Source organism: Enterobacter sp. AC1 (genome assembly GCF_050434705.1).
Lineage (GTDB): Bacteria > Pseudomonadota > Gammaproteobacteria > Enterobacterales > Enterobacteriaceae > Enterobacter > Enterobacter cloacae_L.
Genome location: NZ_JBNDIZ010000003.1, coordinates 202,650 through 223,106, shown reverse-complemented (window position 1 = coordinate 223,106; position 20,457 = coordinate 202,650). Strand labels below are relative to the sequence as shown.

Genomic DNA, 20,457 nt, shown 5'->3' with positions numbered 1-20,457 from the left:
ATGCTGAAAAAGATTACCCGACGCACCTTCGTCTCTTCTCTGTCCGTTCTGGCCGCCGCGCCGCTGCTGTCGTCCCGCCTTGCGCGGGCGGCAACCGGAAGAACGGTTTCTGTGAATCAGTACAATAACAACGACTGGATTGCCGCCTTTAAGCAGGCGTTTAAAGAAGGGGACACGGTTGTTGTCCCTGCGGGACTCACGTGCGAAAACATCAATACAGGCATTTTCATTCCTGACGGGAAAACGCTGCTGATCCGCGGGGCGCTAACCGGCAACGGACGGGGGCGCTTTGTTCTGCAGGAGGGCAGTAAGGTTATTGGCGAGGGCGCGGGACGCACGGAAAATATTACCCTGGACGTTCGCGGCTCTGACTGTGCGATCAAAGGACTCGCGATGAGCGGGTTTGGTCCGGTGACGCAGATCTACATTGGCGGGAAGAAGCCCAGCGTGATGCGCAATCTTGTCATTGATAACATCAGCGTGAGCCAGGCCAACTATGCCATCCTGCGCCAGGGGTTCCATAATCAGGTGGACGGTGCCCGCATCACCAACAGCAAGTTTAGCCACCTGCAGGGCGATGCGATCGAGTGGAACGTCGCCATCAATGACCGCAACATCCTGATTTCCGACCATGTGATCGACAACATCAACTGCACGAACGGCAAGATCAACTGGGGCATTGGCATTGGCCTCGCCGGAAGCACCTACGATAATGACTATCCGGAAAAGCAAACCGTTAAGAACTTCGTGGTGGCCAATATCACCGGCAGCAACTGCCGTCAGCTGGTGCACGTTGAAAACGGTAAGCATTTTGTTATCCGTAATATAAAGGCCAAAAATATTACGCCCGACTTCAGTAAAAAGGCGGGAATAGACAACGCCACGGTAGCCATTTATGGCTGTGATAATTTCATTATTGATAATGTCGACATGGTAAATAGTGCCGGAATGCTCATCGGCTATGGCGTGATTAAAGGCGATTATTTGTCCATTCCGCAAAACTTTAAGCTCAACAATATTCACCTCGATAATCGCCAGCTGGCGTATAAGCTGCGCGGAATACAAATTTCATCCGGCAACGCCACGTCATTTGTTGCGATTACTAACGTCGAGATGCAGCGCGCTACCCTGGAGCTGCACAATAAGCCCCAGCATCTTTTCTTACGAAATATCAATGTCATGCAGGAAGCTGCCGTGGGACCTGCCCTGAAGATCAATTTCGACCTGCGCAAGGACGTGCGGGGAAAATTTATGGCTAAAGACGAGACGCTGTTGTCGCTGGCGAACATAAAAGCCGTCAACGAGAAGGGGCAAAGTTCGGTGGATATTGACCGGGTTGATCAACAGGTCGTGAATACGGAACGGCTGAATTTTGCGCTTCCGCACAGATAATCATCAACGGTCCGTTTTAAGACTATTCCTGGCGAAAAAGCGTGATCTAATCAGATTACAACTACAGAAATTTGTAGTGCTAAGGCGTAACATTACTTAAGAACTACGGCAAATCATGCTGGCGAAAACAGGTTTAAGAGCTATAATTCGTCAACCATTTTAAGGTGGAAGATATAATGATTAATTTGAAAGCAGTCATTCCGGTAGCAGGCCTGGGCATGCATATGCTGCCAGCCACAAAAGCCATTCCAAAAGAGATGCTGCCGATCGTCGACAAGCCAATGATTCAGTACATTGTCGACGAAATTGTTGCTGCAGGTATCAAAGAAATCGTCCTGGTTACGCACTCGTCCAAGAATGCGGTAGAAAACCACTTCGACACCTCTTACGAACTCGAGGCGCTGCTTGAGCAGCGCGTCAAACGCCAGCTGCTGGCGGAAGTACAGTCTATTTGTCCGCCGGGCGTAACCATCATGAACGTGCGCCAGGCGCAGCCGCTGGGGCTGGGTCACTCGATTCTGTGCGCGCGTCCGGTCGTGGGTGATAACCCGTTCATCGTCGTTCTGCCGGATATCATCATTGATAACGCATCTGCGGACCCGCTGCGTTACAACCTGGCGGCAATGGTCGCACGTTTCAATGAAACGGGCCGTAGCCAGGTGCTGGCAAAACGCATGAAAGGCGATCTCTCCGAATACTCCGTTATCCAGACGAAAGAGCCGCTGGAGACGGAAGGGCAGGTGAGCCGCATCGTTGAGTTCATCGAAAAACCGGATCAGCCGCAGACGCTGGATTCTGACCTGATGGCGGTGGGCCGTTATGTTCTGAACGCAGATATCTGGGCCGAGCTGGAAAAAACCGAGCCAGGCGCCTGGGACCGTATTCAGCTGACCGACGCCATTGCCGAGCTGGCGAAAAAGCAGTCTGTTGATGCGATGCTGATGACCGGCGATAGCTATGACTGCGGTAAGAAAATGGGGTATATGCAGGCGTTTGTGAACTATGGACTGCGCAACCTGAAGGAAGGGGCAAAGTTCAGAAGTCGTATTGAGAAGTTGCTGGCTGACGACTGATTTGTCTCTGTCTGTTTGAAAAAACGGCAGTTATCATTTGGTATGTGTAAACATAACCAAAATGGTAACTGCCTTTTTTGTTATTAATTCTAGTGATAACATGGAGTTATCTGATTCAAATGTGGACTGAATTGTAACGATTTGTGCTTGTTTCCGAGTCCATTTAGGACGACAATTAACGCCAGTTTTTTGTCTGTAATCAGACCTCAAAATCCTTTATTCAACATTCGCTCAGTGCACTGGTAGCTGTTAAGCCAGGGGCGGTAGCGTGCAAAATTTCTGAAACCGTTATTATTAATCGGGTTCCAGAGCATCAATATCTCGATATACCCAATAGATGGAATAGCTAACGTGAAGATTCTTGTTACGGGCGGTGCCGGTTTTATCGGCTCAGCAGTGGTACGACATATTATTAATAATACCCAGGATGCGGTCGTCAATGTGGATAAACTGACGTATGCCGGTAACCTGGAGTCACTGACCGACGTTAATGATAGCGATCGTTATGTCTTTGAACATGCGGATATTTGCGATAAAGCGGCAATGGGTCGCATTTTCGCCGAGCATAAACCGGATGCGGTGATGCACCTTGCGGCAGAAAGCCACGTTGACCGTTCTATTACCGGCCCCGCTGCATTTATTGAGACCAATATTGTCGGTACCTATGTGATTCTGGAAGCCGCACGGGCTTACTGGTCGACGCTGGATGACGCGGCCAAAGCGGCGTTTCGCTTCCACCACATCTCCACTGACGAAGTGTACGGTGATTTACCTCATCCTGATGAACATCCTGCCTCTGATGAGCTGCCGCTTTTTACAGAAACCACAGCCTATGCGCCAAGCAGCCCGTATTCTGCGTCTAAAGCGTCCAGCGATCACCTTGTTCGCGCATGGCTGCGTACCTACGGTTTCCCAACGATTGTGACCAACTGCTCCAATAACTATGGCCCGTATCACTTCCCTGAGAAGCTGATCCCACTGGTGATTTTAAATGCCCTGGATGGGAAAGCTCTACCTATTTACGGCAAAGGTGACCAGATCCGCGACTGGCTGTATGTTGAAGATCATGCGCGTGCGCTGTACACCGTCGTAACCCAGGGTAAACCGGGTGAGACTTACAACATCGGTGGGCATAACGAAAAGCAAAATCTGGACGTAGTGCACACCATTTGCGATCTGCTGGATGAAATCGTGCCGAAAGAAGGCTCCTATCGCGATCAGATCACCTACGTCGCTGACCGCCCCGGGCATGACCGCCGCTACGCGATTGATGCACATAAAATTGGCGTTGAGCTGGGATGGAAGCCTGAAGAGACCTTCGAAAGCGGTATCCGTAAGACCGTTGAATGGTATCTCAGCAACCAGGACTGGGTTAACAACGTTAAAAGCGGTGCTTATAAGACCTGGATCGAACAGAATTACGGAGAACGTCAATAATGAACATTCTTCTCTTCGGCAAGACAGGGCAGGTGGGTTGGGAACTCCAGCGCGCACTCGCACCGTTAGGGAACGTGATTGCACTTGATGTGCATTCCAGAGAGTACTGTGGAGATTTTAGTAATCCAGAAGGCATTGCTGAAACCGTCCGCACCATCAGACCTGACGTCATCGTCAACGCAGCGGCGCATACTGCAGTGGATAAAGCTGAATCAGAGCAGGAATTCGCGCAGCTGCTTAACGCAACCAGCGTCGAGGCAATCGCAAAGGAAGCGGCGAAAATTGGTGCTTGGGTGGTTCACTATTCTACTGATTACGTTTTTCCAGGCGATGGCGAAACGCCATGGCGTGAAACGGATGCGACCGCACCGCTCAATGTGTATGGTCAGACCAAGCTTGACGGCGAAAAAGCGCTCCAGACATACTGCGCTAAGTACCTGATTTTCCGTACAAGTTGGGTTTACGCCGGCAAAGGCAATAACTTTGCAAAAACGATGCTTCGTCTGGCGAAAACGCGTAAAGAACTTTCCGTGATCAACGATCAGGTTGGTGCGCCAACAGGCGCTGAGTTACTGGCTGACTGTACCGCCCATGCAATTCGTGTGGCGATGGTTAAACCGGAAGTGGCTGGTCTTTATCATCTGGTAGCATCGGACACGACCACCTGGTATGACTATGCCGCATTAGTTTTCGATGAAGCCAGAAAGGCGGGTATTGAACTGGAAATTGCAAAACTCAATGCCGTTCCAACCACCGCGTATCCTACGCCTGCGCGTCGTCCGCATAACTCGCGTTTAAATACAGAGAAATTTCAGCATAACTTTGGCCTGGTATTACCGGCATGGGATGTGGGCGTTAAACGAATGCTCGCCGAGCTTTTTTCAGCTGAATCAATCTAATCATTAAATAATTGCCCGGATTCGGGCAATTTGCATTTATAGAGAAATTTCAATGGCTACGCGTAAAGGCATTATTCTTGCTGGTGGATCCGGCACTCGTCTCTATCCGGTTACTATGGCTGTGAGCAAGCAACTGCTGCCAATTTATGACAAACCGATGATTTACTATCCGCTGTCAACGCTGATGTTGGCGGGGATTAAAGACATCCTCATCATCAGTACCCCGCAGGACACGCCACGTTTTGAACAACTGCTCGGTGACGGCAGCCAGTGGGGGTTAAACCTTCAATATAAAGTGCAGCCAAGCCCGGACGGACTGGCGCAGGCCTTTATTATTGGCGAAGAGTTCATTGGTGACGATAGCTGCGCGCTGGTGCTGGGCGATAACATTTTCTATGGTCATGACCTGCCAAAACAGCTTGAAGCGGCGTTGAATAAAGATGATGGTGCAACGGTATTTGCCTATCACGTTAACGACCCTGAACGCTATGGCGTTGTGGAGTTTGATAAAAACGGTACGGCCATCAGCCTGGAAGAAAAGCCGCTGGAGCCTAAGAGCAACTATGCCGTTACGGGTCTCTATTTCTATGATAATGACGTTGTAGAAATGGCTAAAAACCTGAAACCTTCTGCGCGCGGTGAGCTGGAAATTACGGATATCAACCGTATTTACCTGGAGCAGGGACGTCTGTCAGTTGCCATGATGGGACGCGGTTATGCCTGGCTGGATACCGGTACACACCAGAGCCTGATCGAGGCGAGTAACTTTATTGCGACAATTGAAGAGCGTCAGGGGCTAAAGGTTTCCTGTCCGGAAGAAATTGCTTTTCGAAAAGGTTTCATCGATGCGGAGCAGGTCAAGATACTGGCAGAACCCCTGAAAAAGAACGCTTACGGTCAATATCTGCTCAAAATGATAAAAGGTTACTAATCGATGAAAGTTGTAAAAACTGATATTCCAGATGTACTCATTTTTGAGCCGAAAGTATTTGGTGATGAACGCGGTTTTTTCTTTGAAAGCTTTAGCCAGAAAGTTTTTGAAGAAGCAGTTGGGCGAAAAATCGAATTTGTACAAGATAACCATTCGAAATCGTGTAAAGGCGTTTTACGTGGACTGCACTATCAGTTAGATCCCTACGCGCAGGGTAAATTAGTACGCTGCGTTGCTGGCGAAGTATTTGATGTCGCCGTGGATATTCGCAAATCTTCTCCAACTTTTGGTAAATGGGTTGGTGTAAATCTTTCTGCTGAAAATAAAAAACAATTGTGGATCCCTGAAGGATTTGCGCATGGATTTTTAGTATTAAGTGAATCTGCTGAGTTTGTTTATAAAACTACAAATTATTATGCACCCCAGCATGAGGGTGGAATAATTTGGAATGATGAAACCATAAATATTGAATGGCCTTCAATTGAAGTGGTTTTATCAGAAAAAGATAAACAAAATCCACAATTCAATAAATCTATTGGAGTAAGATAAAAAATGATTGATATTTTAAAATTAATCGGAAGAAATAAAGCTTTGTTCGAATCGGATATTATCCACCATGAGAATGAACTTAAGGAAATTGTTTCAGATTCGAAATTTCTAGTTCTTGGTGGCGCTGGTTCAATAGGTCAGGCGGTAACTAAAGAAATATTTAAAAGAAATCCTAAAAAGTTACATGTGGTTGATATCAGTGAAAACAATTTAGTTGAGCTCGTCCGTGATATCCGAAGTTCTTTTGGTTATATCAATGGGGATTTTAAAACTTTCGCTTTAGATATAGGCTCCATCGAATATGATGCATTCATAAAAGCTGATGGCGAGTATGATTATGTGTTAAATTTATCTGCTCTAAAGCACGTTCGTAGTGAAAAAGACCCTTACACATTAATGCGTATGATAGATGTTAATGTGTTTAATACTGAAAAAACAATTATTCAATCTCATTTGCACGGTGCAAAAAAATATTTCTGTGTGTCAACTGATAAGGCCGCCAACCCCGTTAATATGATGGGTGGCTCTAAACGTATCATGGAAATGTTTTTAATGGAACAAAGCCAGAACATAAATATCTCAACAGCAAGATTTGCAAATGTTGCTTTCTCTGATGGTTCGTTATTACATGGTTTTAACCAGAGAATACAGAAAAGACAACCAATTGTTGCACCTAATGATATCAAACGCTATTTTGTTACTCCACAAGAGTCCGGTGAGTTATGCTTGATGTCATGTATCTTCGGAGAGCGCGGTGATATATTCTTCCCTAAACTAAGCGAAGAGTTAGATTTAATAACTTTTTCAGAAATAGCTGTGCTGTATTTACAACAGCTAGGACTAAAACCATACTTATGTAATTCAGAAGAAGAAGCGCGAGAATTTGCCAAAAATAATCTAAACAAGGATTTATGGCCTTGCTTGTTTACACCGAGTGATACTACAGGTGAAAAGGATTTCGAAGAGTTTTTCATGGCTAATGAAATTGTTGATATGTATAAATACAATAGCATTGGAATAGTTAAAAATACATCTTCGCCTGATTCTGAAAAAATACAGAATTTCCGTGATAAAATTCAAAGTATGAAGAAAGATTTATCATGGAACAAAGATGAAATCGTTTCTTTATTTCACGAAACTATTGGTGGTTTCGGACATCAAGAAAAAGGCAAATATTTAGATGGCAAAATGTAAAGGTTGAAACATGAATGCTGATATCCTGGTAGATTTTATTAGAGACCTGTATAAAACGGATGATTTCATTCCTCTCCATGTGCCAACATTTATTGGAAATGAAAAGGCATATGTAGCAGATACAATTGAATCAAGTTTTGTTTCTAGCGTTGGGAAGTATGTGGATGAATTCGAGAGGAAAATCGAATCTTATACAAAAAGCCCAAGGGCAGTGGCGACAGTAAATGGTACCGCTGCGCTGCATGCAGCACTCTATCTTTCGGGAGTGCAACGAGGTGACTTGGTCATTACACAAGCATTAACTTTTGTCGCAACATGCAATGCCATATATCATTTAGGTGCAGAGCCTGTCTTCATCGATATATCACCTATTAGCATGGGCCTATGTCCAGTAGCGATGAGTAATTGGCTTGATGAAAACGCTGAGCTCACTGAATCAGGTGCAATTCATCGGAAAACAGGTAAAAATATTCGAGCGGCAGTTCCGATGCATACTTTTGGTCATCCTGTTGAGTTAGATGAATTACTTAAAGTATGTCTTAAGTGGGGCATCACTTTAGTAGAAGATGCTGCAGAGAGCTTGGGCTCTTATTATAAAGGTAGACATACTGGCACAATAGGTAAATATGGATGTTTGAGTTTTAATGGTAACAAAATAATCACCACTGGCGGCGGTGGAATGATTTTATGTCATTCAGAGGAGGAAGGTAAAAGAACTAAGCATGTAACAACGACGGCGAAAATCCCTCATCCTTACGAGTTTAATCATGATGAACCAGGATTTAATTATCGGATGCCAAATATTAATGCCGCTCTTGGTTGTGCACAAATAGAAAAAATTGATCTGTTCCTCTCTCAAAAACGAGAACTTGCTAAAAAATATCAAGATTTTTTTGCTAAAAGCGAACTGACATTTGTATCTGAGCCTGAATATGCACGTTCTAATTACTGGTTAAATGCGGTTGTATGTGACACAAAGGAAACCAGAGAAAGGTTACTTAACGATATGAATCAGAAGGGGATAATGACCAGGCCTGTCTGGAAATTAATGCATCGTTTACCAATGTATAGCGGATGCATTCGTGATGAATTGACACAATCGGAAATTATCGAAGAGAGATTAATAAATCTTCCAAGTACCCCTATCAATACTTTGTAGGAAAATTTGGTATGCCAAAAAAAATTGCTGTCTTTACTGGTACAAGAGCTGAATATGGTCTGCTATATTGGTTAATGCAGGACATAAAAAATGATCCTACTCTTAAACTACAGGTTTTGGTCAGCGGGATGCATTTGTCCCCTGAATTTGGCCTAACATGGCAGCAGATAGAAGAAGATGGTTTTAAGATTGATGAAAAAGTAGAAATCCTGCTATCTTCGGACAGTGCTGTTGGAGTGGTGAAGAGTATAGGGCTTGGTTTAATTGGATTTGCCGATGCACTAACCAGAATGAAACCTGACCTGATTATCATTCTGGGGGATCGATATGAAGCTTTTGCGGCAGCCCAGGCAGCAATGTTCTTAAGAATACCTATCTTTCATTTACATGGCGGTGAAATTACTGAAGGTGCATACGACGATGCGATTCGTCACGCTATAACTAAGCTTAGTTATCTGCATGGAGTTTCAACAGAAGAATATCGTACAAGAGTCATTCAATTAGGTGAGGAACCTAACAGAGTTTACAATGTCGGTGCGTTGGGCCTCGAACACCTTCATCGTACTAATCTACTAGGGTTAGCTGAATTAAGTAAATCATTAAATTTTGCGTTAGATTGTCCTTATTTTCTAGTTACATATCACCCTGTAACTCTTGCAGACGAATCACCAAAGTGCTCTTTTGAGGCATTATTGGATGCACTCGATGAATTTAAAGAATACAAAATTATTATAACTTATCCAAATTCAGACGATGGTGGGCGGCAAATAATTCCAATCCTGGAGCAATATGCAAAAAATCAGGCGGGTAGAGTTTTTGCTATACCCTCCTTAGGGCAACTTCGCTACCTTTCTGCATTGAAGCATAGCACTATGGTAATTGGGAACTCTTCAAGCGGAATTATTGAAGCACCATCATTTGGTGTCCCTACTATAAATATTGGCTCTCGTCAGAATGGTAGATTAGCTGCTGACTCTGTCTTTAACTGCCTCCCAAATAAGAATGCTATTGTTGAGGCTATAAAAGCAGCCTGCCAGATGAAAGTTAAACTTAATTCTGTAAAAATTGATAATCCTTATGGGGAAGGTGATTCGAGCAAAAAAATTATTAATGCGGTTAAAGCACTCGATTTTAATCCCATGAAAAAATTTCACGATTTAGGATAGCATTATGACTCTTATCATTGCAGAGGCCGGTGTAAATCACAATGGCCAGCGTGACCTGGCTTTTCGTTTGGTCGATGCGGCACACGACGCCGGAGCTGATATAGTAAAGTTTCAAACCTTCAAATCGCAAAATCTTGTTACATCTAGTGCAGTTCAGGCTGAATATCAAGTTGCTAATACTAATAAAACCGAATCACAGCTAGCTATGTTAAGTCGGTTAGAGTTATCTTATGAAGTTCATAAGGAACTAATTGACTATTGCAACCAGTTAGGCATTGAGTTTTTGTCTACTGCATTTGATGAAGAAAGCTTAAACTTTTTGGTGAATGACTTAAACTTGAAAACGTTGAAAATACCCTCAGGAGAGATAACGAACGCTCCATTCGTATTATCGCATGCATTGACAGGCTGCAATATTATGTTGTCAACAGGAATGGCTACATTATCCGAAATTGAAGATGCTCTGGGTGTGCTTGCATTTGGATTTACTTCTGATGGTGATGTGGAACCGTCACGCTCAGAATTTCAGAAAGCGTATTCATCGGATGCTGGGCAGCGTGCACTGAAAGAAAAGGTACGTATATTACATTGCACTACTGAATATCCTGCACCAATGAATGAAATAAATCTGAGGGCGATGGATTCTATGGCTTTAGCCTTTGGCTTACCGACAGGATATTCAGATCACAGTCAGGGTATTACTATTCCAGTTGCAGCTGTTGCAAGAGGGGCGGTTATAATAGAAAAACACTTCACTCTCGATAAAAATATGGAAGGGCCTGATCATAAAGCATCTCTTGAACCGAACGAGCTTGCAGAAATGGTTAAAGCAATTAGAAACGTTGAATTAGCTTTAGGTGATGGAGTTAAAAGACCTACGGCTTCAGAGCAAAAGAATAAATCGATAGCGCGTCGAAGCATTGTTGCAGCAAAAGATATCAGTTCGGGTTCTAATTTTAGTAGCGATAATATTGCCATCAAACGTCCCGGTGATGGTATTTCACCGTATGAATATTGGAATATGCAAGGGAAAACAGCAAAAAAAGATTATCGTGAAGGTGATAGAATCAGCAATGACTAAAACGATTGCTCTATATGGTGGTGGGGGCCATGCCTCTGTTATTGCTGATATGTTACTCAAGCTTGGGTATAAAATAGAAGTTATAGTTGATAAACAGTTATCTCTAAATCGTGAAGTATTTAACGATATACCCGTTATTTCTGATGACGTTTTTATTAGTAGATACTCACCCGAGGCAATAAAGGTAGTAAATGGTTTAGGCTTTGTGCCTGGGTCTCATATCAGAAAAGCGATATTTGAGAAATTAAAAACTATTGGGTTTGTATTTGAAACAGTTGTATCTAAAGACGCTATAGTTTCTTCGTACTCAATATTAGGCGAAGGTGTACAGGTTTTACCTGGCGCAATAATACAACCTGGCGTAAGACTTGGTGAAAATACAATTATCAATACGGGCGTTATCATTGAGCATGACTCAATTGTTGGTAATAACTGCCATATTTCGCCTGGTGGGGTGCTGTGCGGTGGTGTTACTTGCGGCGATAATGTTTTTGTAGGCGCGAATGCGACTGTTATTCAAAACATCATTATCGGAGATGAAAGCATTATCGGTTCTGCAGCACTTGTCCGGAAAAATATTCTACCTAACTCTACCTTTTACTAAATATAACGATTGCTCGCTAGTCAGGGGGATACGATGAAAAAAAAATGGCAAAAAGTTCTTATATCACCAAATGAAAGTATTCGTAGTGCACTCAAAATAATCAATGACGAAGCCTTACGTATAGCCCTTGTTATCGATGCTGAAGGCCGGTTGCTCGGAGTACTTACCGATGGTGATATACGGCGTGGTATAATAAATAATATTGATCTTGACGAAAATGTCAGCTGCGTGATGAATAAATCACCTATTACAGCAACTGTTGAAACATCAAAATCCCAGTTAATCCAATTAATGTCAAATCGGTCTATATTAGCAATACCAATTATTGACTCTCTTACTAGGAAAGTAGTTGGTTTGGAAACTTATGAAACAAGTATTGAGAAGCCTAGCTACCAAAATCCTATTTTTATAATGGCGGGCGGGTTTGGTACCAGGCTAAAACCCTTAACTGATAATTGCCCAAAACCAATGCTTAAGGTTGGTGATAAACCAATTTTGGAAACACTTTTAACTCAGTTTATTTCCTCTGGGTTTGAGAATATATATATTTCAACGCATTATATGCCAGATTATATTTCAGACTATTTTGGCGACGGTTCAAAATGGGGTGTTAATATAACCTATGTTTATGAGGCTGAGCCTTTAGGGACTGGCGGTGCCCTCGGGCTTTTACCGAATGATATTGGTAATTTACCATTGATAATGATTAATGGTGACGTACTCACGACTCTTAATGTTGAGAAGCTTTTGCAATTTCATATTGAATCTAAATCAATTGCGACTATGTGTGTGCGGGAATATGAGTATCAAATCCCATATGGGGTTGTTCGTGGCAAAGGGAATGTCATTACGGACATGGTCGAAAAGCCAATTCAGAAATTTTTTGTGAATGCAGGCATTTATGTTGTTAATCCAGAAATATATAAAAATGTTGGAGCAAATACTAAAATTGACATGCCAACATTATTAGAGCAACAAATAAAAATGGATAAACAAGTAACAATGTTCCCAATCCATGAATACTGGTTGGATATTGGTCGAATGGATGATTTTAATAAAGCTCAACAAGATATCCAGGGGTTGTACTTATAATGAAGAAAATAGCGATAATTCCTGCCAGAGGCGGTAGTAAAAGACTTCCAGGCAAGAATATTAAAAAAATTTGCGGGAGACCTCTGATTGAATGGACGATAGAAGCTGCCATAAAATCCAAGCTATTCGATAGGATAATAGTTAGCACGGATTCTTATGAGATCCGTGAAATTTCTATACGCGCCGGAGCAGAGGTTCCTTACCTTCGTTCGCCTGAACTCGCATCTGATACGGCAACTACCAATGATGTTGTTACAGATATAGTAAAATGGTTAGAGGGAACTGGTGTCGTAGTTTCTACTATTATGATATTACAACCAACTTCACCTCTGCGAACCGAGACTGACATCATTAATGCATTTGATCTGATGGTGGAAAAAAAAGCAAAGGCGATAGTCTCAGTATGCGAGGTCGAGCATCCTATTCAATATTGTAACGTTTTGGAAGATGATTTATCGATGGATAATTTTATTCCAGAAGCCAGTATTAAACGGACACAAGATCTTCCTACATATTATAGATTAAATGGCTCAATCTATTTATTTAATAGGGATTATGTCTCAAACATAAATGATATTTATAGTAAAGGGACTTTTGCTTATATAATGAACAGGTTTAATTCTGTTGATATTGATGAGAGTATAGATTTTGAATTGGCTGAAATACTATTGTCTAAAAGAATTAATTAAAACAGGTATCCTATGTCTTTTCTAAAGAAATCATCAGTATATTTGATTTCAAACATATTAAATGCATCTATACCATTTGTTCTTTTACCAATATTAACTCGATATCTTACGACATCTGAGTATGGAAAAATCGCTATTTTCCAAACAATCATTACAGGATTAGTATCAGTTATTGCATTTAATACTCTAGGTGCAACTGCGCGGGTTTTTTTTGATAAAAAAGATAAAGATTATTTAAGGAATTACAATGGTGCTTGTTTTTATCTTTTGATTTTAAGTCTGGCAATCATTATTCCTTTAACTTTAATGTTTTCATCAGACTTGGAATATTTTACTGGGATAAATAAAAACTGGATTCTCGCTGCTATATTCATAAGCGGCATAAATTTCATTGTCCAATTTCGGCTTAACCAATGGCAAATTTCTGAGAAAGCGATATCATTTGGAATGTTGCAAATCGGACAAAGCCTTCTTCTTTTCATTTTCACATTGGCTTTCGTTGTTGTTCTTGGACGTCATGCCGAGGGACGAATTGAAGCTCAAATATATTCCATGATTATTATTTTAGTCATTGTCATTTATCTCATCCAAAAAGATAAATTATTAAGCTTCAAGAAAATACATAGAGGAATGTTCCTGGATGCGTTAAGTTTTAGCGTTCCTCTAATACCTCATGTTTTTGGTATGTATCTTATTAGTTCAGTCGACCGTTTTTTTATAAATGCTAAAATGGGTTCTGATCAGGCTGGTATATACATGGTGGCAATGCAATTAAGTATGGGAATGGTGATCGTTTTCGATGCAGTCAATAAAGCATTTATGCCGTGGCTTTTTAAGGAATTGAGTAATAGTGCTTTTATTGAGAGGAAGCATATCGCTAGTAAAACGTATTATTATTTTATTTTATTAGTATGTATTGGTGTGTTATCTTTCTTCATTTCACCTTATATTTTAACTTTGGTTGCAGGCGAGAAATATGAAGCAGGAAAATCAGTTATAGGCTGGTTGTGCATAGGGCAGGTTTGTCTTGGCATGTATTTAATGGTAACTAATTATTTGTTTTACGCCAAAAAAACAGGACAATTATCAGTTTTAACGATAGCCTGCGGAATATTTAATGTCATTCTTCTTATGTTATTGATTACTCCATTTGGTATAAAAGGCGTCGCGATTTCATTTGCTATCTCGATGTTTCTACGTTTTTTAGGTACCTGGATTCTTGCTTATAAAACAAAACTTGTACCGTGGGCTTTAGGAAATGTTAGATGATAAATAGTCGAGAATCGCAATTACCACTAATTTGTGTTGTTAATAACATACATGGTCTTTTCATGTATTATCTTGTAAGGCCAGAAGATTTTAAAAAGACAACCTTTATTGTTTCCGATGGCATTTCACAAGATGTCAAGAGAAAACTGCCTTCTTCAGTGTTATTTCCTTCATTCAATAATTATCCAAAATTAATAAGCCTATTGCTAAGGGCGATTTATTATCGTTATAAAAACTTTTGCCTTCATCTCAAAATGAAAAAAAGTAAAGTGTATGGGCATGATCATCTATATTTTTCGCAGCTTTACATTAAGCGCAGTGCTGGTTTCGTTTTAATTGAAGATGGGCTGGCTAATTATGCATCATCAAAGCAAAATCGAAAATCTTTATTCAGAAAATATCTATTCGGTTCAAGTGGTCCTTTCTTTGGATGGGGCGATGATATAAATGAGATTATTCTCTCTGGTATTGTTAATATACCAGAAGAAATCAGCAGAAAAGTAACGCAAATTGATATTAGTAAAAGTTGGAATAACCTCTCATCTATTCAGAAAAACTATTTTCTAGATCTGTTTTCTGATGAGCCTTATGTTCCACTTTCAAAAGTTGTTATTTTTACCCAACCATTTTCAGAAGATGGAATGATGTCCGAGACAGAAAAAATCGCGATTTATAAAGTTCTTTATGAGCATTATTGCAGCATCTATGATAAAAATGAAATTTGCATAAAATCCCACCCGCGGGAAAATACGGATTATTCTAGATATTTTGACTGTACTTTTATTCAATCAAAAATCCCCGGTCAGATCATGATTTTAATGGATCAGCCTGAGGTATTAGCAACAATTTATTCGAGCGTGGGTTTTGTAAAAGGTAATGCTCAGACACATGTATGGGGAACCTCTTTTAACGAATCTCTTCTGAAGAAAGCTGGTTACTTCGAAGGAAACTATAATGGATTTGAATAAAATGAGAAAGATTGTTGTAATTCATCCTTTAGATGACAGCTATGGCGCAACGAAGATTTTATCTTATGTAATATCTATTTTATCAAATTATTTTTTGATAGAAGTTTGGTTTAAAAATGATAAAAAGTGCCTTGAAGAATTTCTGTCAAAACAATCAAGCAAATTCGAGAATATAAAATATAATAAAGTCGAATCTATTCCAGTTGTACATAGTAAAATTTTTACTGCGAAAGGTATATCTTCTCTTGTTAAAGATTTTATAAAATTTAGTTTTTATTTGTTCAAAAATAAAAATAATTATGATTTTTTTTACATTAACACCTATGCTGCAGGTTTGGTTTCGTTTGGCTGTAAATTATTTCTTGTTAAAAATATAGTCCATTGCCACGAAAATCAGAAACAAAAATTCTCAGGCAGGGCATTGGCTTTTCTAATAAAGAAGAGTGCGAATCAAATTTTTTGCGTATCCAATGTAGTTAAAGATTATGTAACTAATGGAGACGAGAATATATGTGCTACCGTAATAAAAAATGGTGTGCCGGATATTTTTGAAGATTCCATAGCCCAAAAGAAGATCAATGTTTCCAACCCGAAATTCCTTATAGTAGGTAGAATAATGCCTGAGAAGGGATATTGGTTTTTAGCTGATGCTGTAAAGATACTCACACATAATGAAAACCAAAGTATCTTAATTGATGCATACGGAGATGCACCACCTAATCGACCTTCATTACTCGACGATTTCCGACATTACCTTCAAGAAAATAATATAGAGAATAATGTTCGATTACTTGGTTTCAGTGACTGTGCTGATCGTCAAATGTTCAACTATGACGTGGTTCTGGTTCCATCTGTGATGAGTGATCCTTTTCCAACTACAGTGTTGGAGGCAATGCGAGCCAAATGTGTAATAATTACAACTTCACATGGTGGAGCTGCAGAGATAGTTAGCAATAATAATAATGGGATACTCATTAATAAAGATGATAGGGACGCTTTCGCGGAAGTATTAAAAAACATCTGCCAACAAAACGTTGATACTGAGCTTTTAGCTTCAAGAGCCAGAGAGTTTTATGCTACCAATCTAACTAAAAATATTTTCGAAAAGAATATTCTTAGTCATATTCAAACTTTTATAAAAGATCATATCGATGAAAAGTATATTTAAAGCAGTATTCTTATTATTGACTGCAATTTATCTCTTTTCAATGACATTCGATGGTGTGCTAATTCGACAAGTGGTAACAGTCCTTTTTTTAGCATCTTCTCTAATGTTATTCATCTTTAATAGGACTTATTTCTCCCAAAACGTCTTTTTTGGGCTTGCAATCATTTTGATTATATTTTCTGTTTCAGCTTTATTATCACCAAACGATGACTGGAAACTGAAGATCTACTTTATATTCTCTGGGGTGGCATTTTTAGCTTTTTCATATGCATTGTATATTTTGGATTATAAGCGTTATTTTTTTCACTTTCTTCTTTTGGCGTGTGCGCTGATTATAATACGCCTTTTAATTGTTCATGATGAAAATCTAATTTTCTTTGAGGCTAGCAGAAATATTGTAGCCACCTTTGTAATTTTTCCCGTTGCCTGTAGTTTTTTGTTTACTCTACGAAATAGAAACTTACTACCCGTCGCAATTGTTACATTATTAATGTGCTTTTTATTAAAGGGAAGAACAGCTTTATTAATTTCCGCAGTGATATTGTGTATTGCACTCTATAAGACTTTTGGCTTGAAAGGAATGCTGATAGTAGTTTTGATTTGCTCACCTTTTATAATGTATGTTGACTTTAGTTCTCTGAATGAAAGAATTGCTGATAATACAAATTTTTCCGAAGGATTAAAAACTACAAGAAGTGTTATATATGAAGAGTATTTTTCTAATTTCGGTCTGACTGATCTTGTCCTGGGTCGATCATTCAATGGAATGGAGATAATTAATATATTAAATAACAACCCACATAATTCTTTTGTCTTAATACACTCATTATTTGGGTTGCTACCGGTATTGATGCTTTTAATTCTATTTATAGTCGTGACGTTTAAAACGTTCTTACGCTATGGTTTTATTTGCTCTTTATTGTTCGCGATAATACCTATAAAAGCAATGACTGATAGTGTTTTATTTTTTAATTTGTTAGATGTTTTTTATATGTTCCCTATTATTCTATTAATGAATGGAAAGCGAACAATTAATTCAATTGATTCGAAGAGCGAAGGTTATAAATGAAAAAAATATCTATAATTGGCATTGTTGGTATTCCTGCCTCCTATGGTGGATTTGAATCGCTTGTTGAAAACCTGACAAGGTTTTCTAGTGAAGATATTAACTACGAAGTCTTTTGTTCATCAAAACAACTTACGACACGTTTAGAACACCACAATGGCGCTAAATTAAAGTATATTCCATTAAAAGCGAATGGAATTCAAAGTATTGCATATGATATGGTTTCAATAATGCAAACCCTGAAAACCAAACCAGATGTGATACTTGTGCTCGGTGTTTCTGGTGCGGTTGTTTTCCCTTTTTTCAAACTCTTCAGTCGCAGTAGGATTATTACAAATATTGATGGGTTGGAGTGGAGGAGGGAAAAGTGGGGCCGGTTAGCACGCTTATTTTTGAAATTTTCTGAATATATAGCCATTAAGTTTTCTGATGTAATTATTACCGATAATCAAGCTTTGTCGGATTATGTCTATAGTAAATATAAGCTGCAAAGTGAAGTTATTGCATATGGCGGTGATCACGCTGTAAGTGTTGGTGAAATTTCAACCTCCAGTGGAGTTGAAACATTCCTCAAGGACGATGAAGAGTTTTTTCTCAGCATCTGCCGGATAGAACCAGAGAATAATATACACCTTATTCTTGATACGTTTACAAAAATTCAAAAGAAAATTAAATTCATTGGGAATTGGAATTCTAGCGAATATGGACGTGACCTCGTAAAGAAATATAGCCACTTTTCCAACATTGAGCTAATCAATCCAATTTATGATATAAATCTTCTCTATCAAATTCGAATGTCTTGTGCTGGCTATCTTCATGGGCATTCCGCTGGAGGTACTAATCCTTCCCTGGTTGAAGCAATGCACTTTGGCAAACCTATATATGCATATGATTGCAACTTCAACCGTTTCACAACGGAAGGACGAGCTTTCTATTTTACTGACAGCGATAACCTTGTACAGCTTTTGAATGACCAAATGCTTAAAATTTCTGAGAATGCAGCTGCAATGCAGGAAATTGCAGAACGCAGGTATACTTGGAAGATTATCTCCAGGCAGTATGAAAGCTTGTATTAAAATGCTCAGTGTTTCATAACGCATTGATAAAAATAAAAATTATTTAAAGAGCATCTTCCACTACCTTTCACCTCATATCCTGAGTTAACATCATAGATACATTCAAGCCACGTATTTTTCGTGGTGACCACACCTGACAGGAGTATGTAATGTCCAAGCAACAGATCGGCGTTGTCGGTATGGCAGTGATGGGGCGCAACCTGGCGCTCAACATCGAAAGCCGTGGTTATACCGTCTCCGTTTTCAACCGCTCCCGTGATAAGACTGAAGAAGTCATCGCTGAGAATTCAGGCAAGAAACTGGTTCCTTTCTATACGGTTAAAGAGTTCGTTGAGTCTCTGGAAACGCCTCGTCGTATCCTGTTAATGGTGAAAGCGGGCGCGGGTACCGATGCTGCTATCGATTCCCTGAAACCGTATCTGGATAAAGGCGACATCATCATTGATGGCGGTAATACCTTCTTCCACGACACCATTCGTCGTAACCGTGAACTTTCTGCGGAAGGCTTTAACTTCATCGGTACCGGCGTTTCCGGTGGTGAAGAAGGTGCACTGAAAGGTCCATCTATCATGCCTGGCGGCCAGAAAGAAGCGTACGAACTGGTCGCTCCTATCCTGACCAAAATTGCAGCCGTTGCAGAAGACGGTGAGCCGTGCGTGACCTATATCGGTCCTGACGGTGCTGGTCACTATGTGAAAATGGTTCACAACGGCATCGAATACGGTGATATGCAACTGATTGCCGAAGCTTACTCCCTGCTGAAAGGCGGCCTTAACCTCACTAACGAAGAACTCGCCGAGACCTTCACCGAGTGGAACAAAGGCGAGCTGAACAGCTACCTGATCGACATCACCAAAGATATCTTCACTAAAAAAGATGAAGAGGGTAAATACCTGGTTGATGTGATTCTGGATGAAGCAGCGAACAAGGGTACCGGTAAATGGACCAGCCAGAGCTCTCTGGATCTGGGCGAGCCTCTGTCCCTGATCACCGAATCTGTGTTTGCACGTTACATTTCCTCTCTGAAAGAGCAGCGTGTTGCCGCTTCAAAAGTACTGTCTGGCCCTCAGGCCAAGCCAGCTGGTGATAAAGCTGAATTCGTTGAGAAAGTTCGTCGTGCGCTGTATCTGGGTAAAATCGTCTCTTATGCGCAAGGTTTCTCTCAGTTGCGTGCCGCTTCAGACGAAAACAACTGGGATCTGAACTACGGCGAAATCGCGAAGATCTTCCGTGCTGGTTGCATTATTCGCGCTCAGTTCCTGCAGAAGATTACAGATGCGTACGCTGAAAATGCCGGTATCGCGAATCTGCTGCTGGCACCGTACTTCAAGAAAATCGCGGACGAATACCAACAGGCGTTGCGTGATGTGGTTGCTTACGCTGTGCAGAACGGTATCCCTGTTCCGACCTTCTCCGCTGCGGTGGCGTACTATGATAGCTACCGTGCTGCCGTACTGCCAGCGAACCTGATTCAGGCACAGCGTGATTACTTCGGTGCGCATACGTATAAACGTACCGATAAAGACGGTGTATTCCATACCGAATGGATGGAATAATTTAATCAACTGGCTGTGAACATAACCCGGAGAATTCTCCGGGTTTTTTTTATCCTGAAAATGGCGATTTTGTTCGAAGAAGTCTGAA

The 20,457-nt window shown here is 40.7% G+C and carries 19 protein-coding genes; all 19 read left to right on the top strand.

Going from position 1 to position 20,457, the window contains the following annotated elements:
• The 19 genes from wcaM to gndA all read left to right on the top strand — a co-directional run bounded on the left by wcaM (position 1) and on the right by gndA (position 20,369).
• Positions 1-1,392 carry a colanic acid biosynthesis protein WcaM gene (wcaM, locus tag M2433_RS10865; RefSeq protein WP_429054416.1) on the top strand — a complete coding sequence of 464 codons (1,392 nt, stop codon included), beginning with the start codon at positions 1-3 and terminating at the stop codon, positions 1,390-1,392.
• A 176-nt stretch (positions 1,393-1,568) separates the two neighbouring features.
• Positions 1,569-2,465 (top strand): GalU regulator GalF, encoded by an 897-nt coding sequence (galF, locus tag M2433_RS10860; protein ID WP_429054418.1) that lies wholly within the window; start codon positions 1,569-1,571, stop codon positions 2,463-2,465.
• Positions 2,466-2,816: 351 nt separating this feature from the next.
• Positions 2,817-3,902, top strand: a complete 1,086-nt coding sequence (rfbB, locus tag M2433_RS10855; RefSeq protein WP_429054420.1) for a dTDP-glucose 4,6-dehydratase — start codon at positions 2,817-2,819, stop codon at positions 3,900-3,902.
• Positions 3,902-4,801, top strand: a complete 900-nt coding sequence (gene rfbD / locus M2433_RS10850) for a dTDP-4-dehydrorhamnose reductase (protein WP_429054421.1) — start codon at positions 3,902-3,904, stop codon at positions 4,799-4,801. The genes rfbB and rfbD overlap by 1 nt, the downstream gene beginning before the upstream one ends.
• 52 nt (positions 4,802-4,853) lie before the next feature.
• The gene (gene rfbA / locus M2433_RS10845) at positions 4,854-5,732 is read left to right on the top strand and encodes a glucose-1-phosphate thymidylyltransferase RfbA (RefSeq protein WP_214593795.1); all 879 of its coding nucleotides are present in this window, start codon (positions 4,854-4,856) and stop codon (positions 5,730-5,732) included.
• Between the two features lie 3 nt (positions 5,733-5,735).
• Entirely contained in the window at positions 5,736-6,281 is a 546-nt protein-coding gene (gene rfbC, locus M2433_RS10840; RefSeq protein ID WP_429054422.1) for a dTDP-4-dehydrorhamnose 3,5-epimerase, read from the top strand.
• Positions 6,282-6,284: 3 nt separating this feature from the next.
• Entirely contained in the window at positions 6,285-7,475 is a 1,191-nt protein-coding gene (locus tag M2433_RS10835; RefSeq protein WP_429054424.1) for a UDP-N-acetylglucosamine 4,6-dehydratase, read from the top strand.
• A gap of 10 nt (positions 7,476-7,485) precedes the next feature.
• Positions 7,486-8,634: a LegC family aminotransferase gene (locus M2433_RS10830; protein WP_429054426.1), complete on the top strand. Its 1,149-nt coding sequence runs from the start codon at positions 7,486-7,488 to the stop codon at positions 8,632-8,634.
• An 11-nt stretch (positions 8,635-8,645) separates the two neighbouring features.
• Positions 8,646-9,800 carry a UDP-N-acetylglucosamine 2-epimerase gene (gene neuC, locus M2433_RS10825; protein WP_429054428.1) on the top strand — a complete coding sequence of 385 codons (1,155 nt, stop codon included), beginning with the start codon at positions 8,646-8,648 and terminating at the stop codon, positions 9,798-9,800.
• A gap of 4 nt (positions 9,801-9,804) precedes the next feature.
• Positions 9,805-10,881, top strand: coding sequence for an N-acetylneuraminate synthase (gene neuB / locus M2433_RS10820; RefSeq protein WP_368278455.1), 1,077 nt, complete (start codon positions 9,805-9,807; stop codon positions 10,879-10,881).
• On the top strand, positions 10,874-11,485 hold the full coding sequence (locus M2433_RS10815) for an acetyltransferase (protein ID WP_429054430.1): 612 nt from the start codon (positions 10,874-10,876) through the stop codon (positions 11,483-11,485). The genes neuB and M2433_RS10815 overlap by 8 nt, the downstream gene beginning before the upstream one ends.
• 33 nt (positions 11,486-11,518) lie before the next feature.
• On the top strand, positions 11,519-12,577 hold the full coding sequence (locus M2433_RS10810) for a nucleotidyltransferase family protein (RefSeq protein ID WP_429054432.1): 1,059 nt from the start codon (positions 11,519-11,521) through the stop codon (positions 12,575-12,577).
• Positions 12,577-13,266: a cytidylyltransferase domain-containing protein gene (locus M2433_RS10805; protein WP_429054434.1), complete on the top strand. Its 690-nt coding sequence runs from the start codon at positions 12,577-12,579 to the stop codon at positions 13,264-13,266. Before M2433_RS10810 ends, M2433_RS10805 begins: the two co-directional genes overlap by 1 nt.
• A 12-nt stretch (positions 13,267-13,278) precedes the next feature.
• The gene (locus tag M2433_RS10800; RefSeq protein ID WP_429054435.1) at positions 13,279-14,535 is read left to right on the top strand and encodes a lipopolysaccharide biosynthesis protein; all 1,257 of its coding nucleotides are present in this window, start codon (positions 13,279-13,281) and stop codon (positions 14,533-14,535) included.
• 62 nt (positions 14,536-14,597) lie between these two features.
• Complete coding sequence (locus M2433_RS10795) at positions 14,598-15,503, top strand: glycosyltransferase family 52 (protein WP_429054437.1); 906 nt, start codon at positions 14,598-14,600, stop codon at positions 15,501-15,503.
• Entirely contained in the window at positions 15,490-16,671 is a 1,182-nt protein-coding gene (locus tag M2433_RS10790) for a glycosyltransferase family 4 protein (protein WP_429054438.1), read from the top strand. Before M2433_RS10795 ends, M2433_RS10790 begins: the two co-directional genes overlap by 14 nt.
• Entirely contained in the window at positions 16,655-17,740 is a 1,086-nt protein-coding gene (locus tag M2433_RS10785; protein ID WP_429054440.1) for a hypothetical protein, read from the top strand. The genes M2433_RS10790 and M2433_RS10785 overlap by 17 nt, the downstream gene beginning before the upstream one ends.
• On the top strand, positions 17,737-18,813 hold the full coding sequence (locus M2433_RS10780) for a DUF1972 domain-containing protein (RefSeq protein ID WP_429054442.1): 1,077 nt from the start codon (positions 17,737-17,739) through the stop codon (positions 18,811-18,813). The genes M2433_RS10785 and M2433_RS10780 overlap by 4 nt, the downstream gene beginning before the upstream one ends.
• A 149-nt stretch (positions 18,814-18,962) precedes the next feature.
• Complete coding sequence (gene gndA, locus M2433_RS10775) at positions 18,963-20,369, top strand: NADP-dependent phosphogluconate dehydrogenase (protein ID WP_429054443.1); 1,407 nt, start codon at positions 18,963-18,965, stop codon at positions 20,367-20,369.
• Positions 20,370-20,457: the final 88 nt, after the last annotated feature.

Coding starts and splice junctions, on each gene's coding strand:
- gndA (WP_429054443.1), top strand. CDS start 18,963: ATGTCCAAGCAACAGATCGGCGTTGTCGGTATGGCAGTGATGGGGCGC.
- M2433_RS10815 (WP_429054430.1), top strand. CDS start 10,874: ATGACTAAAACGATTGCTCTATATGGTGGTGGGGGCCATGCCTCTGTT.
- M2433_RS10830 (WP_429054426.1), top strand. CDS start 7,486: ATGAATGCTGATATCCTGGTAGATTTTATTAGAGACCTGTATAAAACG.
- M2433_RS10810 (WP_429054432.1), top strand. CDS start 11,519: ATGAAAAAAAAATGGCAAAAAGTTCTTATATCACCAAATGAAAGTATT.
- M2433_RS10790 (WP_429054438.1), top strand. CDS start 15,490: ATGGATTTGAATAAAATGAGAAAGATTGTTGTAATTCATCCTTTAGAT.
- M2433_RS10780 (WP_429054442.1), top strand. CDS start 17,737: ATGAAAAAAATATCTATAATTGGCATTGTTGGTATTCCTGCCTCCTAT.
- rfbD (WP_429054421.1), top strand. CDS start 3,902: ATGAACATTCTTCTCTTCGGCAAGACAGGGCAGGTGGGTTGGGAACTC.
- rfbC (WP_429054422.1), top strand. CDS start 5,736: ATGAAAGTTGTAAAAACTGATATTCCAGATGTACTCATTTTTGAGCCG.
- M2433_RS10785 (WP_429054440.1), top strand. CDS start 16,655: ATGAAAAGTATATTTAAAGCAGTATTCTTATTATTGACTGCAATTTAT.
- galF (WP_429054418.1), top strand. CDS start 1,569: ATGATTAATTTGAAAGCAGTCATTCCGGTAGCAGGCCTGGGCATGCAT.
- wcaM (WP_429054416.1), top strand. CDS start 1: ATGCTGAAAAAGATTACCCGACGCACCTTCGTCTCTTCTCTGTCCGTT.
- M2433_RS10795 (WP_429054437.1), top strand. CDS start 14,598: ATGTATTATCTTGTAAGGCCAGAAGATTTTAAAAAGACAACCTTTATT.
- neuB (WP_368278455.1), top strand. CDS start 9,805: ATGACTCTTATCATTGCAGAGGCCGGTGTAAATCACAATGGCCAGCGT.
- M2433_RS10805 (WP_429054434.1), top strand. CDS start 12,577: ATGAAGAAAATAGCGATAATTCCTGCCAGAGGCGGTAGTAAAAGACTT.
- M2433_RS10800 (WP_429054435.1), top strand. CDS start 13,279: ATGTCTTTTCTAAAGAAATCATCAGTATATTTGATTTCAAACATATTA.
- neuC (WP_429054428.1), top strand. CDS start 8,646: ATGCCAAAAAAAATTGCTGTCTTTACTGGTACAAGAGCTGAATATGGT.
- M2433_RS10835 (WP_429054424.1), top strand. CDS start 6,285: ATGATTGATATTTTAAAATTAATCGGAAGAAATAAAGCTTTGTTCGAA.
- rfbA (WP_214593795.1), top strand. CDS start 4,854: ATGGCTACGCGTAAAGGCATTATTCTTGCTGGTGGATCCGGCACTCGT.